Below are 23,852 nucleotides of genomic sequence, written 5' to 3'. Positions count from 1 at the left end.
CTTCGGCTCGAGGGTGGACGCATCTATCCGGATCAGTCTCGGTCATGACGTCCCTCCGGAACGTCGAGCGCCAACATTTGCGCACAATTAAGGGCGCTCGTAGGGAAAGGAATGTCATGTCTCGTTTCCGGATTCGTGCTGCAGTCGTCGCATGCATCGCAGGTCTCATGTGTGCGTCGTGCGCGCAGGGGGCGGACGAAAATCCAACCCCCTCGCGCGGTGCGGGGAGCACGTCGACCACCCCCTTGAAGGACGTGTATACGATCCTACAAGGGGGTGCGGTCGATGCCCAGTCACGAGCAAAACTCGAACGACAGATCACCGACGGCGTTTCGGCATGCATGAAGCGCCTCGGCTTTGAACTTCTTGACGGCTATTCCACGGCAGCTGCAGCGACTGCGGGCGACAGCGGGTTCGATCCCAAGGATCGCAAATCTGTCGCTGTCTTTGGATACGGTCTGACGACCATTCCGATGGATGCCGAGACGGGTCCTGGCGAGTATCCTGCAGAGTGGTCCGCAGAAATGCAGAACGCGTATGCTGCGGCCCTCTATGGGGACAGCACGGCGCCCGGCTGCGACGCGACGGTGCGCGCCGAAGTAAATCCCGGGGGCGCGGCGCTCGAAAAGGACCCGACATATGCCGCACTTATGCAGGAATTTCAGGAGCTGTGGTCGCGAGTTGATGCGGACGCCCGTACCGCAGCGCTGAACGCCGATTGGGCGAGCTGCATGGCAGATGCCGGCTTTCCGGACCTGAAGACGCAGGCCGATGCCGGTGCACTAGCGTACGAGAAGGTAGGGGGGCTCGGGCCGAAGGACACTCTGACGTTCCGGAGCACGACCTACTCTCCCTCTGAATTCGAGATTGACGTCGCCCTCGCGGACTTTGACTGCCAGGAAGCGGTGTCGTACGAGGAGCACTACAAAGCAATCAGGGTGGAGTACGAGAACGACATCGCCGAGCGCTTCGCGGATGAGATTCAGTCCCTCGTGCTCGAGTACGGCCAGTAGCTCACAAGCGCCCTTCGGCGACTGGGTGAACCCCGCTGGCCTGAGTCCAACCTCGTGCTCGGCCCATCGAGATACGACCCATGTCGGCAAGGGAGCGGGCAGACAGTGGTGTGCGGCAGGATGAGTTGGCATGTGGAGTCCTGAGCACGCCTCGAAGGTGGCGTCCGAGTACCTCTCGGGCCTCGGCCGGCGGTGGGGCCACGTGCGGACGGTGGGACGCCTCGCGGACGAGCTCTCTGCCGCCGGTCGGATCTCAGCTGACGTAGCGGCAGCGGCGTGGCTGCACGACGTGGGCTATGCAGAAGAACTGTCTGCCAGCGGCCTGCATGCTCTCGATGGAGCCAGATTCCTCCTTATGGAGGGCGCGCCCTCCGCAGTCGTTGGCCTCGTGGCGCGACACACGGGAGCCACGTTCGAAGCCGAGGAGCGAGGGCTTGAACAACAACTGGCTGCGATGCCGGACGCGGACCCGGTCGACCTCGAGACACTCACACTTCTCGACCTCGTCACAGCTCCGGACGGGTCGATGACCGACCCCGAGACCCGCATCGAGGAGATCCTCAGCCGTTATCCCGTGTCGAGTCCGGTCCACCGGGCGGTCAGGCGCTCGCGCGGCGAACTGCTCGCTTCCGCCGGCCGAGCGCGAGAGCGGCTCGGACTAGCCGATGAATGGCCTGCCAGTGCCGTGGAGCGCGTGGTCGAGCCGTAGCCGCATTGATGCGTGGAGGTCTAGGCCGTCGATCTGCTCTGCGGTGAGCCATTCCACTTCATCGCTCTCGGAGCTGGTTCTTCTGTCACCGCCGACGAGGCGAGCACGGAACGCGATCGAGAACTGCTGCCGCACCTCGCCGTCGTCGTACTGCATCACGTGGTGTGGGTTGGTGTAGGTGCCGGTGATCGTCTCGACCTCGACGTCGTAGCCCGTCTCCTCCTTGACCTCGCGGACCACGGTGTCGGCGATGCTCTCACCGAACTCGTGACCGCCGCCAGGGAGAGCCCACCGGTTGTTGTCTGTCTTGTGGATCATGAGCACACGACCCTCGTCGTCCTGGACGATCGCGACGACGGAAGGGACCACAGAGTTGATCGCCGGCGCGTTGGGGTCATCGATGTAGTCGATGCGAGCCATGGTCCCGAGAGTATGCGCGGTCACGCAGGCGTGGCGGCCCGCCACGTGCGCTCGAACGACTCCATGTAGTGCGCGAAGAGTCGACCTCCCGGGATGCGGTTAACGTGCATCATCGGCGAGTGCCCTGCGGGCGCCCCGAGGGCGTGCGGGTTGACGAGGAGCTGGTCGTCGAACCGGAACAGCGACGCGTAGAGGGTGCTTCCGTGCTTCCGGGCCTCGATGCCCGCGACGCCTTCGAGCAGCGGGGTGAGGTAGTTCCACGTCAGGTTGCACCGGGCGGCCATGAGCTCGCCGATGCCCTCTTCCTCGCCGCGCAGCGCGACGGCCGCGCTCTGCGGGTCACCGAAGAGAAGGCGGACCCGCACACCGTTCTCCGCGCGCGACGCGATGCGCTCGGCGAACTCGGGGATGCTGTCGTGCAGAAAGCTCCCGGCGAACGCGAGCAGGTCGATCGCTTCTCGGGCGTTGTCGATGAAGGCTTCCCACGTCGAGACGGGCAGCGCCGCGCGGCTGGGGTAGAGGTCGACGAACTCGGCCCTGGTGGCTGACCGCGTTCGCGGGTCGGAGTCGGTGGCCGGCCAGAGGAAGACATCGGTCTTGCCGAGGATGTGGGCGGCGTTTATCCGGTGGGTCCGGTGCGGAATTCGGTCAGTGCTGATCCAGCGCTCGACGGTCTTGGGATCAACCCCGACCTTCTCGCCGAACTGGTGCAGGGACATCCCGGCGTCGGTGATCGCTGCGCGAAGCCGCTCGTTCGTCATCACGCCTCCAGGGGCCGCATTGGGACGTTTTCGCCCAGTCTAGGACGTCCCGCAACGTCCCAGTGTGAGGTGACGACGTCCCGGCGCGTCGCGGTGTCGTGGTTGCTGGGCAGGTAGCCCACACGAATCACGAGCACGAGGAGTGGACATTATGGCCATCGCCAAGCGTTTCGAGATCGCACACGACACGGTGTTCCCCAAGGGGGCTTTCCTCCGCGGCCTCGTGGAGCCCGTCACGGACTTCCAGGCCGAGCAGCGCCCGGACGGCTCGCGGCCGCAGCAGCACGACAAGGAGACCGGCCTGCGGCTCTGGCAGTGCGTCGTCATCGACGCCGACGACGAGGCCGGCCGCCGAGAGATCGGCGTCACGGTCAAGTTCGCCGCCGAGGTCCAGCCGGTGCCGCCGAAGAACACCTCGCCGATGCCGTGGACGCCCGTGGAGTTCGTCGGGCTGACCGCGCTGCCGTACGTCGACGACTCGGGCAAGCGGCCCCGCATCGCGTGGTCGTTCCGAGCCGAGGGCTTCGCCACGCCCGGCCAGCAGGTCAAGGTCGGGGAGCCGAAGGCGGCGGCGTGATGACCGAGCTCGCGTCGCGGCGGACCCCGGAGGTTGCGTCCGGGCCGGGGCCGACGATCCCTGAGCTGCTGACGATGGCCGCCGACGTCGTCGCGATGGTCGATGGCCACGTGGCATCCACGGACGTCGGTCACGGGGTCGTCTCGGTGCACGTCACCTGTCAGGCGGCCGCCGAGTACCTCGCATGGCGGCTCGCGCTGGACCACGTCGAGGAGTACCCGCCGACGCGGACGTGCCACGCGTTCGCGGTCTGGAGCGGTGGGGAGTGGCCTGAGGGGGAGTTCAAGGTGTTCTGCCGGGGCGAGCTCGTACCGCCACTGCGGTCGTTCCCGCGCCACGCGGCCGTGGTGCGCACGGACGGCAACGAGGCTGCGTGATGGCTGGCCTCCGCGCCGCGCGGCTCGTGCTCGAGCGTCTGGGGCACGCGGTCTGGAACGTCGTCTCCTGGACTGTCCAGGCGTGGCGCGCGGTGCTCGTCTGCCTCGTGATCGGCAACGTGCTGGTGATCGCCGGTCACGAGGCAGCGGGCGCGGTCGTTCCCTGGCTCGTTCCGGCGTGGAACGCCGGCCGTGCCGTCTGGGATGCCCTCCACCCGCTGACCTACGAACGGGTGCTCGGTGGTTGGCTGCGCCGGCGTACCTGGCGGCATCGTGCCCGGAAGGACTGGGGCCGCGTGGCCCAGCGGTGCGGTCTGGCGTGGCCCTGGGAGGCGGACCGGCGTCACGCGGTCCCCCGGCTGCTGCGTGTGCAGACGACCGCGAACACCCTCACGCTGCGCGTGCGCGCCGTCGTCGGGCAGACGGTCGACGACCTGGATCGTGCCGTCGAAGCCGTCGCGACTGCGTTCGAGGCAGAGTCCGCGGAGTCGCGTCGGGCGGGCCCAGGTGTCGTCGAGATCGTCATGACGATGCGCGAGCTTCTGCACGAGCCCACCACGCCACCGCTTCCGCACGTGCTTGAGACGGATGGCGTGACCCTCGGCCGACGCGCGGACGGTTCACCATGGCGGCTCGACCTGAACGGTCGGCACACCCTCGTCGTCGGGCGGTCCGGGGCCGGCAAGGGGTCGATCTTCTGGGGCATCGCCGGCAACCTCGCGCCCGCCTCCCACGCCGGCCTCGTGCGGCTGTGGGGAGTCGACCTCAAGGGCGGTGTGGAGGTCGCGGTCGGCGCGGGCATGTTCTCGTCCGTCGCAATGGACGAGCAGACCGCTCTGCACCTCCTGAGGGCGCTCCAGCAGGTGATCGTCGAACGACAGGCCGTCATGCGGGGCCGGTCGCGCCTGTTCGAGGCGTCCCCAGGCGATCCGGCGCACGTGCTCCTGATCGACGAGCTCGCAGTGCTGACCGCGTACACCTCCCGGGACGTCGTGAACGAGGCGAGCACGCTCCTCAAGCGGATCCTGACCCAGGGGCGAGCGCTGGGCGTCATGGTCGTGGCCTTTGTGCAGGATCCGCGCAAGGAGACCGTGGGAATGCGCGAGCTGTTCACGCAGACGATCGCGCTCCGGCTCGCGTCCTCGGCCGAGACACGGATGGTCCTGGGAGACGGCTACGGCGACCTGGCTCCGGCACACCGGATCGACCGGACCATGCCGGGCGCCGGCTACGTCGTGCGGGACGACGGTGCCGTCGAACGCGTCCGTGCCGACTTCTGGCCCGACGATACGATCCGGCTCGTCGCCCAGCGGTACACCGCCGCGCCTGAACCGGCCCGCCTGGACGATGACGACGCAGAGCAAGACCTGCTCGTCATGGACGCGCCTCCCGCTCCCCCGTCGACGGCGCATCGTCGGCGCACGTCCCGCTCCCCGAGTGCGCCCGAGGACTCCGAGGTGGCGTGATGGCGACGCCGACGCGTTCTGGGTTCCGGGGGCACGGCCCTGACGCACCTCTCGATCTCGGTGACCTCTCGCCGGCCGAGGAGCGGTCCATGGTGGGGCGCCTGGCGGACGGCACCATGCCAGCGCTCGCCGAGACGCTCATTCGCGCCAACAACTGCGCCCACCCGGTCCGGTTGATCGGTCGATCGCACACCGTAGATCGCCTTACGGGCGAGATCGTCGACACGTTCCGGTCCATCGACGAGCCGATGGGTCGGCTCTACAAGCCGTGCGGGAACCGCCGGGAGTCTGCCTGCCCGGCGTGCTCGCGCATCTACGCACGCGACACCTTCGAGCTCATCTCCACCGGACTGCACGGCGGCAAGGGCGTGCCCGCCGCGGTCAACGCGAACCCGCTGCTGTTCGTCACCCTGACCGCGCCGTCGTTCGGGCCCGTGCACGGCGTCCGCGAGGGCAAGCAGCCCTGCCACCCGCGGATGAGACTCGCGATGTGCCCACACGGCCGACGCATGGCCTGTTGGGCTCAACATGACGCCGGCGACCCCCGGGTCGGCGCACCGCTGTGTCGCGACTGCTACGACACCGAGTCCGCGATCGTCTGGCAGTGGCACGCGCCCGAGCTGTGGCGTCGCTTCACCATCGCGCTGCGACGCCAGCTGGCGGTCGGGCTCGGAGTGCGGGACCGCGACCTCAACGACCACGCACGACTCGAGTACGCCAAGGTCGCCGAGTTCCAGGCACGTGGGCTGGTGCACTTCCATGCGCTGGTCCGCCTCGACGGACCCGACGGCCCCGGCTCCCCCGCACCGCTCGCCGCCGCCGCCGTCGAGGCCGCGGTGCGCAAGGCGGTCGACGTCGTGCACTGCACCGTGACGCCCCTCGACGACGCCGACTTCGAACGCACCCTCCGCTTCGGCGCGCAGACCGACGTCCGAGTCGTGCGCAACGGCTTCGCCATCGGCGACGAGATCACCACTGAGCAGGTCGCGGCGTACCTGGCGAAGTACTCGACCAAGTCCGCCGACGTCGACCCACGGCGCCCTATCCCTCACCTGGTCTGGCTGAGCGACGCCTGCCGTGGCCTGGCCACACGAGCCTTGGCCGGCTGCCGGTTCGGCTGCGACGAGCGGGCTGGCGAACGGCACCCGCACCTCTGCGGAAACTGCGCCCAGAGCCCCTACGCGCTGCTCGGGCGGTGGGCCGCGATGCTCGGCTTCCGCGGCCACTTCTCGACGAAGTCACGCCACTACTCGGTCACGCTCGGCGCCCTTCGGCGCGCCCGCCGTCGCTTCCAGGGCTTGGCGGTCGACGCGAGACATCACGCGGAGCGGCTCGACACCCGCGAGCTCGAAGCACGACTGATGGCCGACGACGCGGACACCACCTTGGTCATCGGTTCGTGGACCTACGACGGCTCGGGTTGGCCACGCGCCGGCGACAAAGCACTGGCCGACGCCGCTGCGTCGCGGGCTCGTGAGTATGCGAAGTGGCGAGCAGACCAGCGCACCAACCACCCGGCCCGACAGCCGAAAGGACGTTCGTAGCGCGACGCAGGGGGAAGCATGGACGAGTACCTGACGACGGGAGAGGTCGCACGCTGGCTCAGAGTCGCGCCGTCGACCGTGTGCCGCTGGCGCCTGGCGGGGAAGGGCCCACGCGTGACGTGGCTGTCCCCGTCTCTACCGCGGTACAAGAAGGCGGACCTGATCGCCTGGCTCAATGGTGCGACGTCGTGACGATCCGGAAGACGCGCGGCGGCAGGTTCCGTGCTCAGCTCAAGAACGGACGCCTGATCGTCGGATCTCGCACGTTCGACACCAAGGGCGAGGCTGCGGCGTGGCTCAAACGGGAGCGGGCCGCGCTCGACGGTGGCGTTGATCCGCGAGCTGGCAAGGAGCCCACCGCGCGGGTGCTCGAGCGCTGGCTCGCGGTGCGCCAGCACACGGTGGCGCTCAAGACGTACCGAGCGGACCGCGACCTGATCCGGCTCATGCCGATCTCGATGCAGCGGATGCATCTCTCGGCCGTCACGACGCGCGAGGTCGCCCGTTCGTTCGAGTCCCTGCTCTCGAGCGCACCGCGCCGCTCCCCGGCCGCGAGGGGCCGCGCGCCGATGTCCTTGGAGTACACGTCCGTCGTCCGGTATCGCGCCAGCCTGAACGCCTTCTTCGCATGGTGTGTGCGTGAGCGGCTGATCTGGGTCAACCCCGTGACAGGCGTGCGCGTCCCGCGCAGCTCCCGAGAGCGGGCAGAGATGAACCCGTTCACCGAGGGCGACCTGGAACACCACTACGGCTTGTGGGCCGAGCATGACGAGACACTGGCCGACGTCCTGCTGCTGCTCGGCTGGACAGCGCTGCGCTGGGGCGAGGCTCGCGCCCTGGTCGTCGCGGACTTCGTCGAGCTGCCGACCCCTGGCCTGCTGGTGCGCCGATCGGAACCCGAGGGCGTCGGCCGCAAGGCGACCAAAGGACGGACCTCGCGGCGGGTCCCGCTCGCGAACCGGGTCCTCCCGATCGTGCGCAACCTCGCGGCCGGCAAGGCTCCCGGCGACCTGCTGCTGACGACGTCGCACGGCGCGAAGCTCTATCGGTCGTCAGTGCTGCGGACGCTCCACTGGACGACGACGGGCGGTGGCCGGCGCCTCCACGACCTTCGCCACACGGCTGCGTGCCTCTGGCTCTCGCGCGGCGTCGACCCCGGAACGGTCCAGGCGTGGTGCGGCCACGAGTCGATCGCGACGACGAATCGGTACCTGCATTTCCTCGGAACCGGTGCCGATCAAGCGGGTCTGAACAGGCTCAATGAGGGTTGGGGGTGCGCGGGGGGTGCGCGAAACGGTCCGGAGCCCTGATTTCGTAGGTGCGGCGGGCTCGGCGGCCGGCCGGGGTGCAGAGGCCTCGAGGAGCGTTTTCGCAGTACAACGAAGGCCGGACCCTTTCGGATCCGGCCTTCGTCTTGCGGTGGAGCTGAGGGGATTCGAACCCCTGACCTTCTCATTGCGAACGAGACGCGCTACCAACTGCGCCACAGCCCCGCGAGCGGGCTACAGACTAACACCACGGCGGACCGGATCACGAAATCGGGACCCCGACGGCCCAGTCACTCCCCCGCGGCCCGCCGCTTGGCGAGCACGGCGTTGAGGTCGATGCTGCCCGTGGTCTCGGCGACCGGCTCGACGACCTCGGTCGTCTCCTCCGGCGCGGCCGTCTGCTCGGTCGCGCGGACGGCCGTCGAGCCCTCCAGGTTGTCGAGCGGGGCGGGCTCACGCCGGGGTGCGGTGGCCTTCATGGTGTACGTCGGACGCGGCACCGGGACCGGCGACCAGGCCTCGTCGGAGGCGGCCTCGTCGGCCTCGGCGTCCGCCTCCGGCGAGGACGTGTCCTGCGCGCGCGTCGTCAGGCGGACGACCGGGACGCCGCCCGTCGCCGCGTGCCGCGCGGGCGTCTCGGCCTCGGGCTCGCCGTGGTCGGCGACGATCGCGGCGAACACCTCGGTGCGCGCGTCGGACGGGTGGACCGCGCGGCCCGTGACGAGCGCGTGCGGGGCGTCGGTGGTGGCCGCCGTGGTCGGGGCGGCGTTCGTCGTGGCGGAGCTCGTCGTGGTGGAGCTCGTCGTGGTGGAGCTCGGCGCCGTCCGGCGCTCGGGGACCCGGGGCGTGGCACCGGTGATCGGCCGGCTCGACGGCGCACCGGCGGGCGCGACGACGCGCGTCGCTCCCGTCCGCGGCGCGGACCCGGCGCGGCGCTCCTCGGCGACACGGGCCTCCCACGCGGCGTCGGCGGCACGGCCGGCGAGCACGGCGCGGCGCCCCAGCACCACGACACCGGTCAGCAGCGCGGTCGGGACGGCGCCCGCGACCCACGTCACGGCCGGCGCGATCCCGGCGACGGTCCAGCCGACGACGGTCGCGACGACGAGGATCCCCGCGAGGAGACCACGACGGCGCGCGGCGGCGGCACGGCGCGCGACGGACGCCGCGCGCGCGGCACGAGCCTGGGCGGCACGGCGAGCCGCCTCGGCGGTGATCCTGCTCTCGGTCGCTGTCGGTCGGTCCACGGTCGTGCCTCCTGTCGCGCTCCCGGCGGGTAGCACCGGGAGCCCTTTCCCCGGGGTCAGCAGACCTGGCATCCTGCCGGTCGCCGTCCCGTCGGTCGAGTCCGCGGACCGCACGTGCACCGGCACTCCCCGACGCGTGCGCCGGCGGGTCACCGCCACGACGCGCAACGCCTCGGAGAACCGGTCGTCCGCCCGGGACTCGAGCAGCTGCTGTCGGTACCGCAGCTTGTGCGGCACCAGGTACGCGACCCACAGACCCACGAGCGCCAGGGCGACGGGGCCTGCGAGATCGTTCACGTCATGACGGTAGGTGCCGCCGCGCGACGAACACGGGACCGTCACGGCGTGTCGGCTGGCGCAAAGGCGCCGATCCCCGCCTCGTTCACCCCGCAGCGGCGCCCCGACGCTCCCGCCACCGGGCGACGAGCCCGTCCGGGACCTCCTCGGCGGTGAGCGCGAACGCCCGGTGGTCGCACCACTGCCCCTGGATGTGCAGGTACCGCTCACGCACCCCCTCGTCGCGGAACCCGAGCTTCTCGACGACGCGCAGCGACGGCCGGTTCTCGGGCCGGATGTTGATCTCGACGCGGTGCAGGCCGAGCGCACCGAAGCAGTGATCGGTCGCGAGCGCGACGGCGGTCGGGATGGTCCCCCGGCCCGCGACGTGCTCGGACACCCAGTAGCCGATGGTCGCCGAGCGCAGCGACCCGTACGTGATCGACGCGACCGTGAGCTGCCCGACGAGCTCGTCCTGCAGGTCCACGGCGAAGGGCAGCGTCACCCCGGACCGTGCCTGCTGCGACAGCGTCCGCACGAAGGCGGCGAACGTCGGGCGCGGACCCAGCACCGGGATCGGGCTCGTGGCGTCCCACGGCTCGAGCCAGTCGGCGTTGCGGGCCCGCAGCGCGAGCCACGCGTCCTGGTCGCGCCGCCGCAGCGGACGCAGGCGCACGTCACCCTCACGCAGGACTGCGGGCCACCCCGTTGCCACAGGGTCAGCCTTCCAGCACGAGGCAGTGGACGACCTGCCCCGGGTGCACGGTGAGGTCCTGCTCGCCGACGACCGCGAGCGCGTTGGCCTGCGACAGGGCGTGCACGCTCGGCGCGGTCGGGTCGCCGAGGGGCGTCAGGCGGTACCCCTCGTCGGGCGAGCCGAGCACGGTGGCCGGGACGAACTGGCGCAGCCCCGGCGGCGACACCCAGCCGGTCGTCGCGACGGCCGCGACGGAGGGGCGGAACAGCTCGGTGTGCCCGGCCATGGCGCGCAGCGCGGGCCGGACGAAGACCTCGAACGACACCTGCGCCGCGACGGGGTTGCCCTGCAGCGCGAAGATCGGCACGGCGCGGTCGCGCCCGAGCTCGTCGCCGACCGCGCCGAACCCGTGCCGCTGCCCGGGCACCATCGCGACCTGGTCGAGCCGCACGGTGCCGAGCGGTGCGAGCACGTCCTTGACGGTGTCGTGCGCGAGCTCGGACAGGCCGCCGGTGATGACGATCAGGTCGGCGCGGACGAGCTGGTCCTCGAGGGCCTCGCGGAGGGTCGCACGGTCGTCGGGCAGGATCCCGACGCGCACGGGCGAGGCGCCGGCGTCCCGGACGGCCGCCTCGAGCGCGTGCCCGTCGACCTCGAACACGGTCGACTCGTCGGTGCCCGACGTACCCGGCTCGGTGAGCTCGTCGCCGACCGACAGCAGCACGACACGCGGTGTCGGGTGCACCCGCAGGCGCCCCCTGCCGAGCGCGGCCGCGAGGGCGAGCTGGCGCGCGCCGAGCCGCGTGCCGGCCTCGAGCACCACCGCACCGGCCCGGACGTCGGACCCGGCGGCCCGCACGTGCTGGCCGGCGACCGCCGGGCGCTGCATCGCGACGCGCGCGGCCCCGCGGTCCGTCTCCTCGAGCGGCACGACGGCGTCGGCTCCGAGCGGGAGCGGCGCCCCCGACGCGACGCGCACGGCCTGCCCGGGGACCAGGCGCAGAGGGCGGCCCGAACCGGGCCGGACGTCGTGCGCGACGGGCAGCGCGTGGTCGCTCGCGTACCCGGCGGCCGCGGTGTCGTGTGCCGCGACCGCGTACCCGTCGCGGGCGGCGAGCGACAGGGCGGGCACGTCGGTGCGCGCGACGACGTCGGCCGCGAGGATGCAGCCGACGGCGTCGTGCAGCACGACGTCGAGAGGGGCGACCGGGCCGACGGCGGCGAGCACCGCGGCCAGGTGGTCCTGGACCGATCTCATGCGCGCATTCTGCCCCGCCCGCCGAGGTCAGGCGGCACGGGCCGCGCACGAGGGGTCAGGCGATGCCGTCCGGCCCCACCTTCGCGCCGTCCGGCACCCGCGACGGCGCGCCCGGGTCCGCGAGCACGGCGTCGCCGGTCACGACGACGCCCGTGCCGAACGTCCAGTCGCCGCGCACCCGCAGGGAGGACGCGTCGACGAGCGACGGGGTCGACGGCACGCGCGCGTCGAACGCTGCGATCGTCTTGTAGTGGTCGTCGTCGAGGTCGACGAAGGGCGCCGCGACCTGTGCGACGAGCCGGCTGTCGTCCTCCAGCCGGTACACGTCGGAGCGCAGGACGAGCAGGTCGTTCGTCGTCTTGACGGGCAGGAAGCGGGAGCGGTCCACCTCGAGCACGGCCGCGCCGTCGAACACCTCGATCGCGGCACCCATCGCGGACTCGATCTGCACGACCTTGGTCGACGTCTTGTCGCTCGGGTCGACCGTCTTCTCGTTGCGGATGAGCGGAAGGTCGAGCACGCCGCCGGTGCGCGCGAGCTCGTCGGCCAGGGCCCGCAGGTCGAGCCACAGGTTGTTGGTGTTGAAGTACGCGTGGCGCTCGATGTCGCCCGCCGCGTCGGCGTCCTCCGGCAGCGTCTGCGCCGACTCGCGCAGCACGATGCGGCCGTCGGCCGTGCGCACCACGAGGTGGCCTCCCTTGCGGTCGGCGGGCGTGCGACGCGCGACCTCCGCCGCGAACGGTGCGCCCGACTGCGCGAACCAGCCGGCGATCCGCGCGTCCGGCGCGGCGCCGAGGTTGTCGGAGTTCGAGACGGTCGCATACCGGAAGCCGGCGTCGAGCAGCGCCTGCAGCACGCCCGACGCGAACAGCGCCGTGTACAGGTCGCCGTGGCCCGGCGGGCACCACTCGAGGTCCGGGTCGGCCGGCCACTCGACCGGGGTGAGGTCGTCCGCGCGCAGCTTGGGCTCGCGGTTCTGGACGAAGTCGAGCGGCAGGCCGTCGACGGCGAGGTCGGGGTAGGCGGCGAGGGCCGCGAGGCTGTCGTCGCGCGTGCGGAAGCTGTTCATGAGGACGAGCGGGAGGCGGGCGCCGGTGGTGGCGCGGGCCGCGAGGACCTGGCCGGCGATGACGTCGAGGAACGTGCGGTCGTCGCGGACCCGGAGCAGGGACTTGGCGCGGTCCATGCCCATCGAGGTGCCGAGACCACCGTTGAGCTTGATCACCGCGGTCACGGCGAGGGCGTCGCGGGCGACGTCGTCGGGGACGTCGAGGTCGGTGAGGTGCGGGACGTCGGTCAGCGGGGCGACGTCGCGCTCGGCGATCACCCCGGTCTCACCGGACTCCAGGAGTCCGTAGAAGCGGGAGAAGACATCGATGGCGGTGGGGTGGACCTCCCCTTCGGTCATCTTGCGCTGGGCCTGTGCGAGTCCGTGGGCGCTCATGCGGCGATGCTAGGCAGGTCCGGTCGTGGGACGCAGTGGCGTGCGTCACGCGGTTTGTGACCTTTGTCCGTTGCCGCAGGTGGGCGGCCGATGGCCCACCGAGATGTCACGAGACGTTCACAGACCTTGGTCATGGTCGGCTTTGCGCAGTGTTTGCGACACTGGAGGCATGAGCAGCGTCGCCCAGCCCTATCCGCGCGTCTCCGAGGGGGACGAGGTCGAGGACGTGAAGGACCGGCTGCGGCGGGCGATCCGGGAGGCGCGCGCCCAGCGGCCCCCCCGACGACGGGAGGCCGCGGCGGTCGCGCTCGCCGACGTCGTCACGTCCATCCCGGCCGTCGCTTCCGCGCGCTGCGTCTCCGTCTACGCGGCGCGCCCCACCGAGCCCGGCACCGGTCCCCTGCTCGAGGCGCTCGCCGGCCGCGGCGTCCGGCTGCTGCTGCCCGTGCTCGGTTCCGGGCTGCGCCGCGACTGGGCCGAGTACGCGGGCCCCGACGACCTGCGCGAGCGGGCCCCCGGGCGGCCGCCCGAGCCGGGCACCCCGACCCTCGGGGCGGACGCGATCGCGCACGCCGACGTCGTCGTGGCCCCCGCGCTCGCGGTCGACACGTCAGGCGCCCGGCTCGGGCAGGGCGGCGGGTGGTACGACCGGGCGCTCGAGCACGCCCGGGACGGCGTGCTCGTGGTCGCCGTCGTGTTCCCCGAAGAGGTCTACGACGCGTCCGTGCGGCCGCTGCCGCGCGAACGGCACGACCGGACGGTCGACGTCGTCGCGACGCCCGACGGGTGGCAGCCGGTCGGCTGACACCCGCCCCCGCTCAGGGCTTCGCCGGCGTCAGGGTCAGCCGGTCCGTCGCGTCCGCGTTCGTCGCGGCCGGCGTGAACGGCCACGGGAAGGTCCGGCCGTGCGCCCACGCGTCGAACTGGTCGGTGTAGTGCACGCTCGCCGGGTGGCCCGACGTCCCCGTGAGGTTCACCCACGTCGACGAGTCCAGGTCACCCAGGTCGACGACCATCCGCATCGACGGGGCCGACGTGACCTCGTACGACCCGGAGCTCGCGTCCCACGACGTCGCGTCGACGATCGACGAGCCGCCGCCCACCTCGATCGGCGTCGGGTTGACGAGCCGGCGGACCAGCCACGGCACCGAGTCGCCGCCGAGCACCGCGTGCTGCGGGGCCGCGACGTGGAGCTGCCCCCAGCGCCAGTCGGTCGCCTGACGCCCGAGCTGCTGCGTGAGCTGGCGCCGCGCCGAGACCATCGCGCGGGTGAGCACCTCGTCACGGCCCTCCACGACACCGGGCGTCGACTTGTCGTCCCACCACGGCGACGACGGGTCGTCGAGCAGCCGCCGCACCACCTCGAGCCAGCGGGAGTCGCCCGTCGGTTCGTGGCCGTCCGGCAGGTCGTCGGCGAACGCGAGCCGCAGCACCGTCGCCCACACCGCGGAGAAGTAGGCGGCCGCCGCCGAGTCGTCGCTCGAGACCAGGTCCCAGCTGCGGAGCAGGTCCTGGCCGTCGTCGTCGTAGTCGTTGGCGATGTGCAGGCCGACCAGCGTCGGCACCAGCACCTCCGCGTACGGGTTGCGCTGGTCCAGCTGCAGGGTGCTCATGTCGGCGACCGTGATCTTGTGGTCCTGCTCGACCATCGCCGTGAGCCGGTCGCGGATCCGCTGCGCGCGGTAGCCGTAGTCCCAGTCCCCCGTGAGGAACGGGCCGACGCCCGCCGGCGTCACCGCCTGGTTCGCGGCCACGACGAACCCGTCAGCCGGGTCGAGCGTGTGCGGCATGGTCGTCGGGTCGACGAAGCCCTGCCAGTCGTACGCGCTGTCCCAGCCGGGACGCGGCCACGAGCCGTCCGACGGCACCGGGCCGGCCACGACGCGGTTGCGCACGGGGATGCGGCCCGGAGCCTGGTAGCCGATGTGCCCGTCGGTCGTCGCGAAGACGATGTTCTGCGCCGGGACCTCGAGCAGCGCCGCCGCGGCCGCCACGTCGGAGGCGTCGCGAGCCGTGTTCATCGCCAGCAGGGCGTCGGCCGTGTGACCGGGCTGCAGGGCCGTCCACGCGAGGGCGACCTCGAAGCGCGACGTCCCGCCCGACGTCGGCGAGTGGCCGACCTCGTCGAGGTCCAGGACGTCCGAGACGATCGGCCCGTGCACCGTCTCACGGACGGTGATCCGGACGGGGTCGCCGCCGTTGACCTTGATGGTCTCCTGGCGCTGCGTGACCGGGGCCGTGTGGTCGTCGACCACGGTGGTGTCGCCGTCGACCCGCTCGAGGAAGAAGTCCGTGACGTCCGCGCCGAGGTTCGTCAGACCCCACGCGAGGTGCGCGTCGTGCCCGATGACGACACCCGGCATGCCCGCGTTCGCGAAGCCCGCGACGTCGTACGGGCACGCCGACGACACGGGCGCGCAGCGCAGGCCGACCTGCGCCCAGATGCCCGGCGCCGAGATGCCCAGGTGCGGGTCGTTCGCGAGGATCGGGTCGCCCGACTCGGTGTGCTCGCCCGACACCACCCACGAGTTCGAGCCAAGGCCCGCACCGTCGCCCACCAGGTGCGGCACCGCGTCCAGCGCGCGCTGCGCCGACGACAGGGCCCGCTGCAGGTCGTCGTCCGCGAGGTCGACGCCGGCCTGCGCCGCCGTCGGCTGCACGGACGTGAGGACGTCGCCGACACCGAGGATCGGCTGGTTCATGTCCTGCGGGTAGGCGGGGAAGAGCTGGTCGACGCGAGCCACGTCCTGCACCGACGCGTACGTGACGGCCCGGTCGATCTCGTCGTCGTAGTTCGCGCGCAGGTCCCACGCGAGGGCCTTGAGCCACGCAAGCGAGTCCACCGGGTCCCACGGCTCCGGCTTCTGCGTGTCGACCTGCAGGCCGAGCACCGAGTACTCGACGGCGATCTGCGACGGGTCGCGCGGCTCGAGGTAGGCGTTGACGCCGTCCGCGTACGCCTGCAGCGCGTCCCGGGTGCGCTGGTCGACGAGGGCCCACTCCTGCTCGGCGACCCGGCGCCACCCGAACGTGCGGATCACCTTGTCCGCGTCGAGCGCGTCCTTGTTCTCGCCGACCAGCTCCGACAGGCGTCCCGACGTCACGTGCCTGCGGTAGTCCATCTCGAAGAACCGGTCCTGCGCGGCGACGTAGCCCTGCGCGCGGAACAGGTCGTCGGACGTGGTCGCCGTGATCGTGGGCACGCCGCGCTCGTCGCGCGTGACCGTCACCGTGTCGTCGAGGCCCGGGATCGACACCTCGCCGGACACCTCCGGCAGCGGGCGCCGGATGACGACGACGGCCGCGACCGACGTCGCGACCAGCCCGAGGACCAGCAGTGCGGCGATGCCGATGACGGAGAGACGGACGAGGCGACGACGAGGCACGCTTCGGAGGGTACTGGGCCGACCTGACGGGTTCGTCCCGCACGCTCGTCCGGACGCCGGCGGAATGCCCCGCGCGACCGAACCGTTACGATTGGCACTCGGACGACGCGAGTGCCAGATGCCCGGCCTCGGCCGTCGACGGCCCGACCAGCAGGAAGAGTGTCAGGAGACCCAGTGCCCACCTACGCCTACGCGTGCACGGCGTGCGGCCACGCCTTCGAGATCCAGCAGTCGTTCAGCGACGACTCCCTGACGGTCTGCCCCGAGTGCGAGGGACGACTGCGCAAGGTGTTCTCGTCGGTGGGCGTCGTGTTCAAGGGGTCCGGCTTCTACCGCAACGACGCGCGGTCCGGGTCCGGGTCGAAGACGAGCTCGTCGATCCCCGCGTCGACGGCGTCGGAGTCGTCGGCCAGCACGTCGTCGTCGGCCTCGAGCACGCCCGCGGCCGCTGGGGCGTCGTCGTCGTCGAGCGCCGTGTCGGCCCCTGCCGCGTCCGCCTGACGCTGCCGGCCCACGCACCCGAGACGTCCACAGCCCCGCGACAGTTCTCCCGGGTCACCGTGAGGCCGAGGTCTCGGCGTCCCGGTCGCCCGACCGCGTCTAGCGTCCGGGCATGCCTCACGACCGTCTGCTGCATGCTCACGCGCCCGGCGCGTCCGCTACCCGTCGGGCGCCGACGTCGCTGCGGTGGCGCGCCGTCCTATGGCGCGTCCGCTTCCTGCTCGCCGCGGCGTGCTTCGGGGTCGCCGCCGCCGCGGTGACCTCGGCGCTGCGTCCGCCGTCGCCCGTGACCGTGCCCGTGGTCGTCGCGGCGCGCGACCTCGACGCCGGGACCACGCTCACGGCGTCCGACCTCGAGGTCCGGCACGTCCCCACCGCCGCGGCACCGGCGCGCCCCTTCGGCCGGTCGTCGTCCGTCGTCGGCGCCTCGACGGCCGTCCCGGTCGGCGCCGGGGTGCCCGTCGTGGCGGGCCTGCTCGTGCCCGACGACGTGCACGGACCTGCCGGAACCGTGGTCGCGGCCATCCGGTTCGCCGACCCCGCCGTCGCCGCACTGCTTCGGCCCGGCCTGCACGTGGACGTCGTGGCCGCGACCCCCGAAGGGGCAGTCGACGGCAGGGTCGCGGTCCGCGCGCTCGTGCTTCCCGTGCCCGTCGCCTCAGGCACGACCGGCGACGGTGGACTTCTCGGTGCCCCCGGGACGACCGACCCGCCACCGGTGCTGCTCGCGGTGGCGCCCGACGAGGCGACCGCGCTCGCCGGGGCCGCCGCGTCCGCGCTGCTCTCCCCGGTCGTGGTGCCGTGAGCCTGCTCGCGCGGGATTGCCCGGTCCCCGTCGCGTGCCGGATGATCGGCGGACCGACGATCCGGACGAGCCACCGCGCGCGGTACGGCACCAGCAGGGCCGCCCCCGGCACCGGACGACCCACCTGACCAGCAAGGGGACGACGTGACTGACGCGATCACCACCGGTCTGCGAGGCGCCGGGGAGCGACTTTCCGGCCTGCCGAAGGTCTTCCAGGGGTTCAAGGACTTCATCTCCCGCGGGAACGCCATCGAGCTGGCCGTCGGCGTCGTCATCGGTGCCGCCTTCGGCGCGGTCGTCGCCTCGATCAACGAAGCGTTCATCAGCCCGCTCATCGGCTGGATCTTCGGCAAGCCGGACCTCAGCGAGCTGTGGGACATCGGTCCCTACACGTGGAACGACAGCATCGACGCGGCACCGATCAAGGTCGGCGTCATCCTCAACGCGCTGCTCACGTTCCTGCTCACCGCGGCGGCGGTCTACTTCCTCATCGTGCTGCCCCTCAACGCCATGGCCGCACGTCGCAAGCGCGGTGAGGAGGAGGAGCCCGCCGCGCCGGCCGAGGACATCCTGCTGCTGCAGGAGATCCGCGACCTGCTCGCCGCCCGGCCCACGCCCGCCGTGCTCAACGACGCCGGCACCGGGCCGACGGGCACCGGTACCGACGCCACGAGTCCGGACGGACCGCCCCCGGCGGCACCGCCGGCACCTCGCGTCTGACGGTCGTTCGCCCGACGGTCTCCGTCGGACCGCCACGCACCTGACGGGCTGCCGCGGTGCGCCACCCGTGGGCGTCTCACCAGCGGTGGGGCGTGTCACCAGCGGCGCGGCTCGTCCGCGGTGCGACGGCTCGTCACCCAGGGGCGCGGCTCGTCACCAGTGAGGCGGCTTGTCCCGGTGGAGGCGGTCGTCGTTCGAGTCGTCGCTGCCGCCCCAGCCCACGTCCGAGTCGTCGGCGCTGCGGACCGCGACCGCCGGGTCGGGCGTGCCGGTCGACGTCGCCTCGGACGCGGCCGGGCCCGTGGTCGTCGCTCGTGCGTCCTGCGCGGGGAACGCCGGAAGCGTCGAGACGAGGACTGTGTCGTCGTTCCCGACCGTCCCCGCCCGGCGGACGGCACGACGCGGGGCCTTGCCGGTCGGGCGATCGGCGGCGGGCGGCGGGGTCATGCGTCGATGATCCCACCCGGCGCGCCGGCGACCTCCCCCCCGGACCCGTGCCCCGCACACGTGTGCCTCAGTAGGCGCCGGCAGAGCACCGGGCCTGCGTCACCGGCCACGGCCCGCGTCAGCGCAGTGCGCGGGTGATCGCCGAGCGGACCGCCGTGTCGACGCGGTACGAGCGGCGGGTGATGCCGAGCTCCTTGCGGAGCGCCGCACCGAGCTGGTCGCGCGTGCGCTCCTCGCCGTCCGACATCAGCCAGCCGACGAGCTCGTCGAGCTGGTCGTCGCTGTAGGCGCCGATCGGCAGGCCGCTGCGGACGTCCGGGCGCGGACGGGTCGGGACCGCGAGCGCCAGCTGCACCGCACGAGGCTTCTCGTCGGTCGGCTCGTCGACGTCGGTCGGGGCGTCTCCCGCGTCCACCGTCGGCGACGTGGCGACAACCGGCGCGGCTCCGGTCGCCGAGCCCGGCGTGAGGGCGGGCGCCGCGTCGGTCGCGGCACCATCGTCGGGCGCCGCGTCGGTCGCCGCAGCATCGTCGGGCGCCGCGCCCGTCGCCGTACGAACGGCCGGGATCACGCCCGTCGTCACTCGGACCGGCGGGGTCGCACCGGTGGCACCGTGGACCGTCGCCGTCGCGCCCGTGGCCGCGGGGAGCTCCTCGGGCTCGTCCGGCTCGACGATCGCGTCGGGGACGCCGAGGACCAGAGGCGCGGTGCGCGGCGTCGCGGGGGCCGGGACGCGGGCGTGCACGGCGCGGCGGATGCGGTCGACCTCGGCCTGCGGGTCGAGGAACGCGGCCGCCGACCACACGCGGAGCACCGACCAGCCGAGCCGCTCGAGGCGGTCGGCCATGAGGCGCTCGCGGACCCGGATGGACGGCTCGGCGACGTACGCGTCGTCGTCGGTGAGGACGGCGACGAGCAGCTCGCCGGGTGCGTCGGGGTGGCCGACGACCATCGGGATGCGCGTGCCGCCGGGGATGCCGTGGTCGACCTCGACGACCAGGCCGTGCCGCCAGAGGCGCTCAGCGAGGTCCAGCAGCAGGCGGTCGGGCTCGTCGGACGGCGTCGGCACGACCTCGGGCGCACCGACGACGGGCGTGACACCCGTCGCGACACGGACCACGGGCGTCGCGCCGGTGCGTCGTCCGACGGCCGGGATCACGCCGGTCGACACCCGAACCGGCGCGCCGTCGGAGGTGGTGGGCGTGCCGTCCGTGGCGGACGACGCGTCGCCGTCCGCCGTCGCAGGAACCACCGGAGTCGCACCGGTCCGGGCCGTGACCACCGGCGTCGCGCCGGTCTGCGCGCCGGCGACCGCGGGCGTCGCGCCGGTCCGGGACGAGGCAGCAGGGGCGGCCGTCGAGGCCCGGCCGTCGGAGGGGCTGTCGGTCTCCTCGTCGGACGCGACCGCGACCAGGTCCTCACCGGTCTCCCCGGCGCCACGGCGGGCCGCGAAGTCGAGCAGGTCGCGCAGCAGTCGAGGGCCGGCGCCGCGCATGCGCTCGGGGTCGAGGTCGTCGGCCCCGAAGCACGCGACGACGACGAGCCGGTGCCTGCTGGACCCGAGCGCGTCGAGCAGGAGGGCGTCGCCGCCGGGCTCGTTGATCGGGCCGAACGTGTGCAGCACGCGGCGGTGCGGGGTCCGGCCGTAGCCGAGCGACAGTATGATCGCCTCGCGCCGCAGCCCGGAGACCCCGGCGAGGTCGGTGACGGCGAACGGCTCGGAGCGACCGGAGTCGAAGAACGCGGCGAGCGCCGGGTTGCCGCGAACCTCCGACAGCACGGCCTCCCGCACGGCCTCTGCGTGCGCGGGCGAGGGGGTCACGACCGCGAGCGACTCGTCGGGGTGCGTGAGGGCATGGTGCAGCACGAGCTCGACGACGTGCTCGACCTCGGTGCGGGTCGACGCGACGGCGCCGGACGCGTCGGGCATGCCCGTGCCGTCGACGACGTCGAGCCGCACGAGCGGCGTGTTCTGCGGCAGCGGCGTCGGGACGAGCACCCCGGCGTAACCGTGCGCGGCGAGGAACGCCGTGAGGTACGGGTCGCGGCGGGACGCGCCGGCGTGCAGCGCGACGGTCGGGAGGATCTCGGCGAGGTCCTGGACGGCGGTGCCGGACGCGCAGCGGGCGTCGCCGATGACGACGACCTGCCGTCCGCGGGCGATGGCGGCGAGCGCCATCTCGACGGACAGGTGCCCGGCGGAGTCGAGCACGACGAGGTCGACCGTGCGGGTCGCGGGCAGCACCTGCGGCACGAGCATCGGGCTCGCGGCGATCACCGGACGCAGCCGGCGGGCGACCTCGGGGTGCCGGGCGAACGTGTCGCGCAGCGACGTCAGCCGCTCCTCGACGAGCTCGGCGAACAGCGACTCGGCCTGCTCGCGGTGCTGGCGCAGCGTCGCGGACACGTGCCCGACGACGGCCGTGAGCACCGGCCCCGACAGGGAGGCGACGTGCTGCCGGTCGAGGGCCGCGTACTGCGCGGACAGGCCGCCGAGCGCGGTGCCGTCGTACCCGGTGAGCGACGGGTCGGCCGTGAGGATCTGCTCGATGACCGTGCTCCACCAGGCCAGGTCGAGCTCGGCGGGGCCGATCGCGGGGTCGACGCGGCGCGTCGCGAGGTCGTCGAGCAGCGCACCGAGGCCGGCACCACGCAGGCGGTGCAGGAGGCCGGTGCGGGCGGGGAGCGTCTCGAGCGCGCTGGTGTCGGCGCGCAGGCGCGTCAGCCGCTCGATGAGCGCGTCGAACGGCAGGGCGGCCAGGCCCGCACCGGCGGGGGTCGTCGCGAGCACCTCGTCGAGCGCCGCGATGTCGAGGCTCAGCGCCTGCTGCTCCTCCTCGATCTGCTCGAGCGCGTCGGGCAGCCGCGGCCAGCCGCCGGCCGGGCAGTGCGCCTGCCAGACCTCGCGCTGCGCCTGGACCTCGAGCAGCGCGGTGTGCAGGTCGGCGACGGGGCGGCCGGGCCGGACCATGTCCTTGGCCTGCTTGCGCAGCCGGCGCCGCAGCCAGTAGCCCATCGCGACGCCGTGCTCCTCGCGCCACTGCGGGCTCGCGGTCGCGGCGACGAGGTCGGCGGCGGTGCGCTCGAACACGATGGGCAGGAAGTCGTCGAGCGCACCGCGGACGCCGTCGAGCATGCGCAGCTGCTCGACCCACGTCGCGAGCGACGTCGCCTGCGTGAGGCCGGTCTCCGCGGCGACCTGGGCGGTGCGCTCGACGAGCGCCGGCAACGCGCCGTCGAGCAGCCGGTCGAGGCGGTGGACCACGACGTCGGCGTCGGCGGGCGTGCGCAGGTCGGCGCCGTACCAGGGGGTGTCCGTCGGGCGGACCTTGAAGGCGCCGAGCTCGCCGACCTTGACGAGGTCCGCGGCGAGCTCGGCGCGCCGCTCCTCGTCGAGCACGCGGGCGACGTCCGGGTCGAGACGGACCGTGGTCCGGGGCGCCGGGCGCGCCGACGTGAGCCGGGCGAGCTGCTGGAGCGCGTCGTACGCCGACACGCCCCACGGCTCGCGCGGGACGTGCAGCGAGTCGACGTACCCGCGCAGCCGCTCGCGGCTCGCGACGAGCCGGGCGCGCAGCGTGTGCACGGCGTCGACGTCGATCGCGGGGGCCTCGAGGGTCATCGCGCCGAGCAGCCGGCGGGACGCGGCGGTCCGCCACCCGGCCTCGGGGGCCACGTCGAGCAGCAGGTCGCCGAGGCCGAGCTGCGAGAGCCGGTCGGATAGAGCCGTCGCGGCTCGCCGGTGCCCGGGCACGTAGAGCACGGTCCGGCCGGACGCCGCGGCGTCGGCCACGACGGCGGCGAGCGTGCCGGTCACGTCCGAGCCGGCGGGGGCGTCGACGAACAGGTGCGTGCCCGTGGAGAGCACGTCGAGCACGTGCTGCTGGGCGGGATCGAGGTCCCCGACGCCGCGCTCGACGCCCGGGTCGCGGTCACCCGTGACGGGCGGCGGGAGCCGACGACGCAGGCGCTCGCGCTGCTCGTCGACGCCCGCGAGCGCCGCGACGAGCTCGTGGTGGCCGAGCGTCCCGGTGAGGTTGTCGAGGTCGTCGACCAGCACCTGACCGGGGTGGACGAACGTGCCCACGACGACCCGCTCGGTGAGCGTGAAGTCCTCCAGCACGGCCTCGCCGAGCGACGCGAGCCGCTGCAGGGCGGCCCGCGGGTCGAAGCCGGAGCCGGTGAACGCGCCGCGGGCGACGGCACCGGGGTCGAGCAGTGCTCCACGGCTGCGCAGGGCGCGCGCGAGCACCGGGTTGACCTCGAGCGACGGCTCCAGGGCGAGCTCGTAGTCCGCCTCACCGGTGCCGCGGGCGCGCAGGGTCACGGGCCGCAGCAGCACCGGGGCGCGGACGGTGCGCGGGGCGGGGCGGCCCGCGTCCGCCTCGTCGGGGCGCGGCGCCTGCCGGGTCACCGACGCGAGCGCGGCCATGTCGTCCGCCGCGACGAAGGGCGTGGTGCGCTCGGTCCAGGTGGCGACGCCGATCGCGAGCGACGTCGGGGCGATGCCGTACCGGTGCGCGTACACGGCGGCGCGGGCACCGACCGCTCGGGCGCGGCGGCGGGCCGTCGACAGGGCTGCGCCCTCGCGGACCAGGTTCGACAGCCGGGTCGCCCGGCCCGCGAACAGCTGGGCCATGCCCGACGGGTGCGCGGCCGTGAGGTCGAGCGCGGCCTCGCCGAGCAGCTCGACGTCGACGAGCGTCGACCCGCCCGCAGCCTCGACGAGCGCGGCACGCCACGCGGCGATGGCCCCCTCGAGGATCTCCGAGGACGACGGGGGCGCGACGAGCGACACCACCCGCTCGCCGTCGGTCGGGTCGGTCATCGTGGTCGCTTCGGTCGCGGGAGCCGGGTCGGTTCCCGTGCCGGGAGTGCGCGCGGGGACGGTCACCCTGCGAACGGTAACCGGACGCTCCGGGGCGTGCGCGGGTGG

Annotated in this window: 21 protein-coding genes and 1 tRNA gene; 12 read left to right on the top strand and 10 right to left on the bottom strand. The window is 73.0% G+C overall.

Annotated elements, in window-relative coordinates:
- Positions 1–254 precede the first annotated feature (254 nt).
- Both J7523_RS01345 and J7523_RS01340 read left to right on the top strand, forming a co-directional pair.
- Positions 255–1,013: a hypothetical protein gene (locus J7523_RS01345; protein ID WP_291881382.1), complete on the top strand. Its 759-nt coding sequence runs from the start codon at positions 255–257 to the stop codon at positions 1,011–1,013.
- 157 nt (positions 1,014–1,170) lie between these two features.
- Complete coding sequence (locus J7523_RS01340) at positions 1,171–1,722, top strand: HD domain-containing protein (protein WP_291881381.1); 552 nt, start codon at positions 1,171–1,173, stop codon at positions 1,720–1,722.
- Here the strand turns inward: J7523_RS01340 and J7523_RS01335 are convergent.
- Positions 1,672–2,142, bottom strand: coding sequence for an NUDIX domain-containing protein (locus J7523_RS01335; RefSeq protein ID WP_291881380.1), 471 nt, complete (start codon positions 2,140–2,142; stop codon positions 1,672–1,674). The genes J7523_RS01340 and J7523_RS01335 overlap by 51 nt on opposite strands.
- 20 nt (positions 2,143–2,162) lie before the next feature.
- On the bottom strand, positions 2,163–2,903 hold the full coding sequence (locus J7523_RS01330; RefSeq protein WP_291881379.1) for an XRE family transcriptional regulator: 741 nt from the start codon (positions 2,901–2,903) through the stop codon (positions 2,163–2,165).
- A gap of 151 nt (positions 2,904–3,054) precedes the next feature.
- On the opposite strand from J7523_RS01330, the gene J7523_RS01325 reads away from it, so the two are divergent.
- From J7523_RS01325 to J7523_RS01300, 6 genes are all read left to right on the top strand, one after another.
- On the top strand, positions 3,055–3,480 hold the full coding sequence (locus J7523_RS01325) for a plasmid replication, integration and excision activator (protein WP_291881378.1): 426 nt from the start codon (positions 3,055–3,057) through the stop codon (positions 3,478–3,480).
- Positions 3,480–3,857 carry a hypothetical protein gene (locus tag J7523_RS01320; protein ID WP_291881376.1) on the top strand — a complete coding sequence of 126 codons (378 nt, stop codon included), beginning with the start codon at positions 3,480–3,482 and terminating at the stop codon, positions 3,855–3,857. Before J7523_RS01325 ends, J7523_RS01320 begins: the two co-directional genes overlap by 1 nt.
- Positions 3,857–5,323, top strand: a complete 1,467-nt coding sequence (locus J7523_RS01315) for an FtsK/SpoIIIE domain-containing protein (RefSeq protein WP_291881374.1) — start codon at positions 3,857–3,859, stop codon at positions 5,321–5,323. Before J7523_RS01320 ends, J7523_RS01315 begins: the two co-directional genes overlap by 1 nt.
- Positions 5,324–5,412: 89 nt before the next feature.
- A complete protein-coding gene (locus J7523_RS01310) occupies positions 5,413–6,867 on the top strand; it encodes a replication initiator (protein WP_291881373.1) in 1,455 nt (484 codons plus the stop codon).
- An 18-nt stretch (positions 6,868–6,885) separates the two neighbouring features.
- On the top strand, positions 6,886–7,059 hold the full coding sequence (locus J7523_RS01305; protein ID WP_291881371.1) for a helix-turn-helix domain-containing protein: 174 nt from the start codon (positions 6,886–6,888) through the stop codon (positions 7,057–7,059).
- Entirely contained in the window at positions 7,056–8,177 is a 1,122-nt protein-coding gene (locus J7523_RS01300; protein WP_291881368.1) for a tyrosine-type recombinase/integrase, read from the top strand. Before J7523_RS01305 ends, J7523_RS01300 begins: the two co-directional genes overlap by 4 nt.
- Positions 8,178–8,287: 110 nt before the next feature.
- On the opposite strand, the gene J7523_RS01295 is transcribed toward J7523_RS01300, so the two are convergent.
- From J7523_RS01295 to J7523_RS01275, 5 genes are all read right to left on the bottom strand, one after another.
- Positions 8,288–8,360, bottom strand: a tRNA-Ala gene (locus J7523_RS01295).
- A gap of 65 nt (positions 8,361–8,425) precedes the next feature.
- Positions 8,426–9,679, bottom strand: a complete 1,254-nt coding sequence (locus J7523_RS01290; protein WP_291881366.1) for a hypothetical protein — start codon at positions 9,677–9,679, stop codon at positions 8,426–8,428.
- 85 nt (positions 9,680–9,764) lie between these two features.
- Positions 9,765–10,373, bottom strand: a complete 609-nt coding sequence (locus tag J7523_RS01285; RefSeq protein ID WP_291881365.1) for a GNAT family protein — start codon at positions 10,371–10,373, stop codon at positions 9,765–9,767.
- A 4-nt stretch (positions 10,374–10,377) separates the two neighbouring features.
- On the bottom strand, positions 10,378–11,613 hold the full coding sequence (glp, locus tag J7523_RS01280; RefSeq protein ID WP_291881363.1) for a gephyrin-like molybdotransferase Glp: 1,236 nt from the start codon (positions 11,611–11,613) through the stop codon (positions 10,378–10,380).
- 55 nt (positions 11,614–11,668) lie between these two features.
- A complete protein-coding gene (locus J7523_RS01275; protein WP_291881361.1) occupies positions 11,669–13,057 on the bottom strand; it encodes a UTP--glucose-1-phosphate uridylyltransferase in 1,389 nt (462 codons plus the stop codon).
- Positions 13,058–13,226: 169 nt separating this feature from the next.
- Between J7523_RS01275 and J7523_RS01270 the strand changes: the two genes are divergently transcribed.
- Entirely contained in the window at positions 13,227–13,862 is a 636-nt protein-coding gene (locus J7523_RS01270) for a 5-formyltetrahydrofolate cyclo-ligase (protein ID WP_291881359.1), read from the top strand.
- A gap of 13 nt (positions 13,863–13,875) precedes the next feature.
- Here J7523_RS01270 and J7523_RS01265 read toward each other — a convergent pair whose 3' ends face one another.
- Positions 13,876–16,443: a penicillin acylase family protein gene (locus tag J7523_RS01265; protein WP_291881358.1), complete on the bottom strand. Its 2,568-nt coding sequence runs from the start codon at positions 16,441–16,443 to the stop codon at positions 13,876–13,878.
- Between the two features lie 174 nt (positions 16,444–16,617).
- Here J7523_RS01265 and J7523_RS01260 point away from each other — a divergent pair, with 174 nt between their 5' ends.
- The 3 genes from J7523_RS01260 (at position 16,618) to mscL (ending at position 18,469) form a co-directional block, all read left to right on the top strand.
- Complete coding sequence (locus J7523_RS01260; RefSeq protein WP_291881357.1) at positions 16,618–16,944, top strand: FmdB family zinc ribbon protein; 327 nt, start codon at positions 16,618–16,620, stop codon at positions 16,942–16,944.
- 112 nt (positions 16,945–17,056) lie between these two features.
- Complete coding sequence (locus J7523_RS01255; RefSeq protein ID WP_291881355.1) at positions 17,057–17,749, top strand: SAF domain-containing protein; 693 nt, start codon at positions 17,057–17,059, stop codon at positions 17,747–17,749.
- Positions 17,750–17,893: 144 nt separating this feature from the next.
- Positions 17,894–18,469: a large conductance mechanosensitive channel protein MscL gene (gene mscL, locus J7523_RS01250; RefSeq protein ID WP_291881353.1), complete on the top strand. Its 576-nt coding sequence runs from the start codon at positions 17,894–17,896 to the stop codon at positions 18,467–18,469.
- A gap of 153 nt (positions 18,470–18,622) precedes the next feature.
- On the opposite strand, the gene J7523_RS01245 is transcribed toward mscL, so the two are convergent.
- Both J7523_RS01245 and J7523_RS01240 read right to left on the bottom strand, forming a co-directional pair.
- Positions 18,623–18,916 carry a hypothetical protein gene (locus tag J7523_RS01245; RefSeq protein ID WP_291881351.1) on the bottom strand — a complete coding sequence of 98 codons (294 nt, stop codon included), beginning with the start codon at positions 18,914–18,916 and terminating at the stop codon, positions 18,623–18,625.
- 118 nt (positions 18,917–19,034) lie between these two features.
- On the bottom strand, positions 19,035–23,744 hold the full coding sequence (locus J7523_RS01240; protein WP_291881350.1) for a hypothetical protein: 4,710 nt from the start codon (positions 23,742–23,744) through the stop codon (positions 19,035–19,037).
- Between the last annotated feature and the right edge of the window lie 108 nt (positions 23,745–23,852).

The sequence above is a fragment of the Cellulomonas sp. genome, from assembly GCF_017744555.1.
In the GTDB taxonomy this organism is placed as follows: Bacteria; Actinomycetota; Actinomycetes; order Actinomycetales; family Cellulomonadaceae; genus Cellulomonas.
This window is presented reverse-complemented; position numbering and strand designations above follow the sequence as displayed.

What these genes read in the sequence shown, in the direction of transcription:
- J7523_RS01335 (WP_291881380.1), bottom strand. Translation starts at nt 2,142, where the DNA reads ATGGCTCGCATCGACTACATCGATGACCCCAACGCGCCGGCGATCAAC.
- J7523_RS01330 (WP_291881379.1), bottom strand. Translation starts at nt 2,903, where the DNA reads ATGACGAACGAGCGGCTTCGCGCAGCGATCACCGACGCCGGGATGTCC.
- J7523_RS01325 (WP_291881378.1), top strand. Translation starts at nt 3,055, where the DNA reads ATGGCCATCGCCAAGCGTTTCGAGATCGCACACGACACGGTGTTCCCC.
- J7523_RS01320 (WP_291881376.1), top strand. Translation starts at nt 3,480, where the DNA reads ATGACCGAGCTCGCGTCGCGGCGGACCCCGGAGGTTGCGTCCGGGCCG.
- J7523_RS01315 (WP_291881374.1), top strand. Translation starts at nt 3,857, where the DNA reads ATGGCTGGCCTCCGCGCCGCGCGGCTCGTGCTCGAGCGTCTGGGGCAC.
- J7523_RS01310 (WP_291881373.1), top strand. Translation starts at nt 5,413, where the DNA reads ATGGTGGGGCGCCTGGCGGACGGCACCATGCCAGCGCTCGCCGAGACG.
- J7523_RS01305 (WP_291881371.1), top strand. Translation starts at nt 6,886, where the DNA reads ATGGACGAGTACCTGACGACGGGAGAGGTCGCACGCTGGCTCAGAGTC.
- glp (WP_291881363.1), bottom strand. Translation starts at nt 11,613, where the DNA reads ATGAGATCGGTCCAGGACCACCTGGCCGCGGTGCTCGCCGCCGTCGGC.
- J7523_RS01275 (WP_291881361.1), bottom strand. Translation starts at nt 13,057, where the DNA reads ATGAGCGCCCACGGACTCGCACAGGCCCAGCGCAAGATGACCGAAGGG.
- J7523_RS01270 (WP_291881359.1), top strand. Translation starts at nt 13,227, where the DNA reads ATGAGCAGCGTCGCCCAGCCCTATCCGCGCGTCTCCGAGGGGGACGAG.
- J7523_RS01255 (WP_291881355.1), top strand. Translation starts at nt 17,057, where the DNA reads ATGCCTCACGACCGTCTGCTGCATGCTCACGCGCCCGGCGCGTCCGCT.
- J7523_RS01245 (WP_291881351.1), bottom strand. Translation starts at nt 18,916, where the DNA reads ATGACCCCGCCGCCCGCCGCCGATCGCCCGACCGGCAAGGCCCCGCGT.
- J7523_RS01240 (WP_291881350.1), bottom strand. Translation starts at nt 23,744, where the DNA reads ATGACCGACCCGACCGACGGCGAGCGGGTGGTGTCGCTCGTCGCGCCC.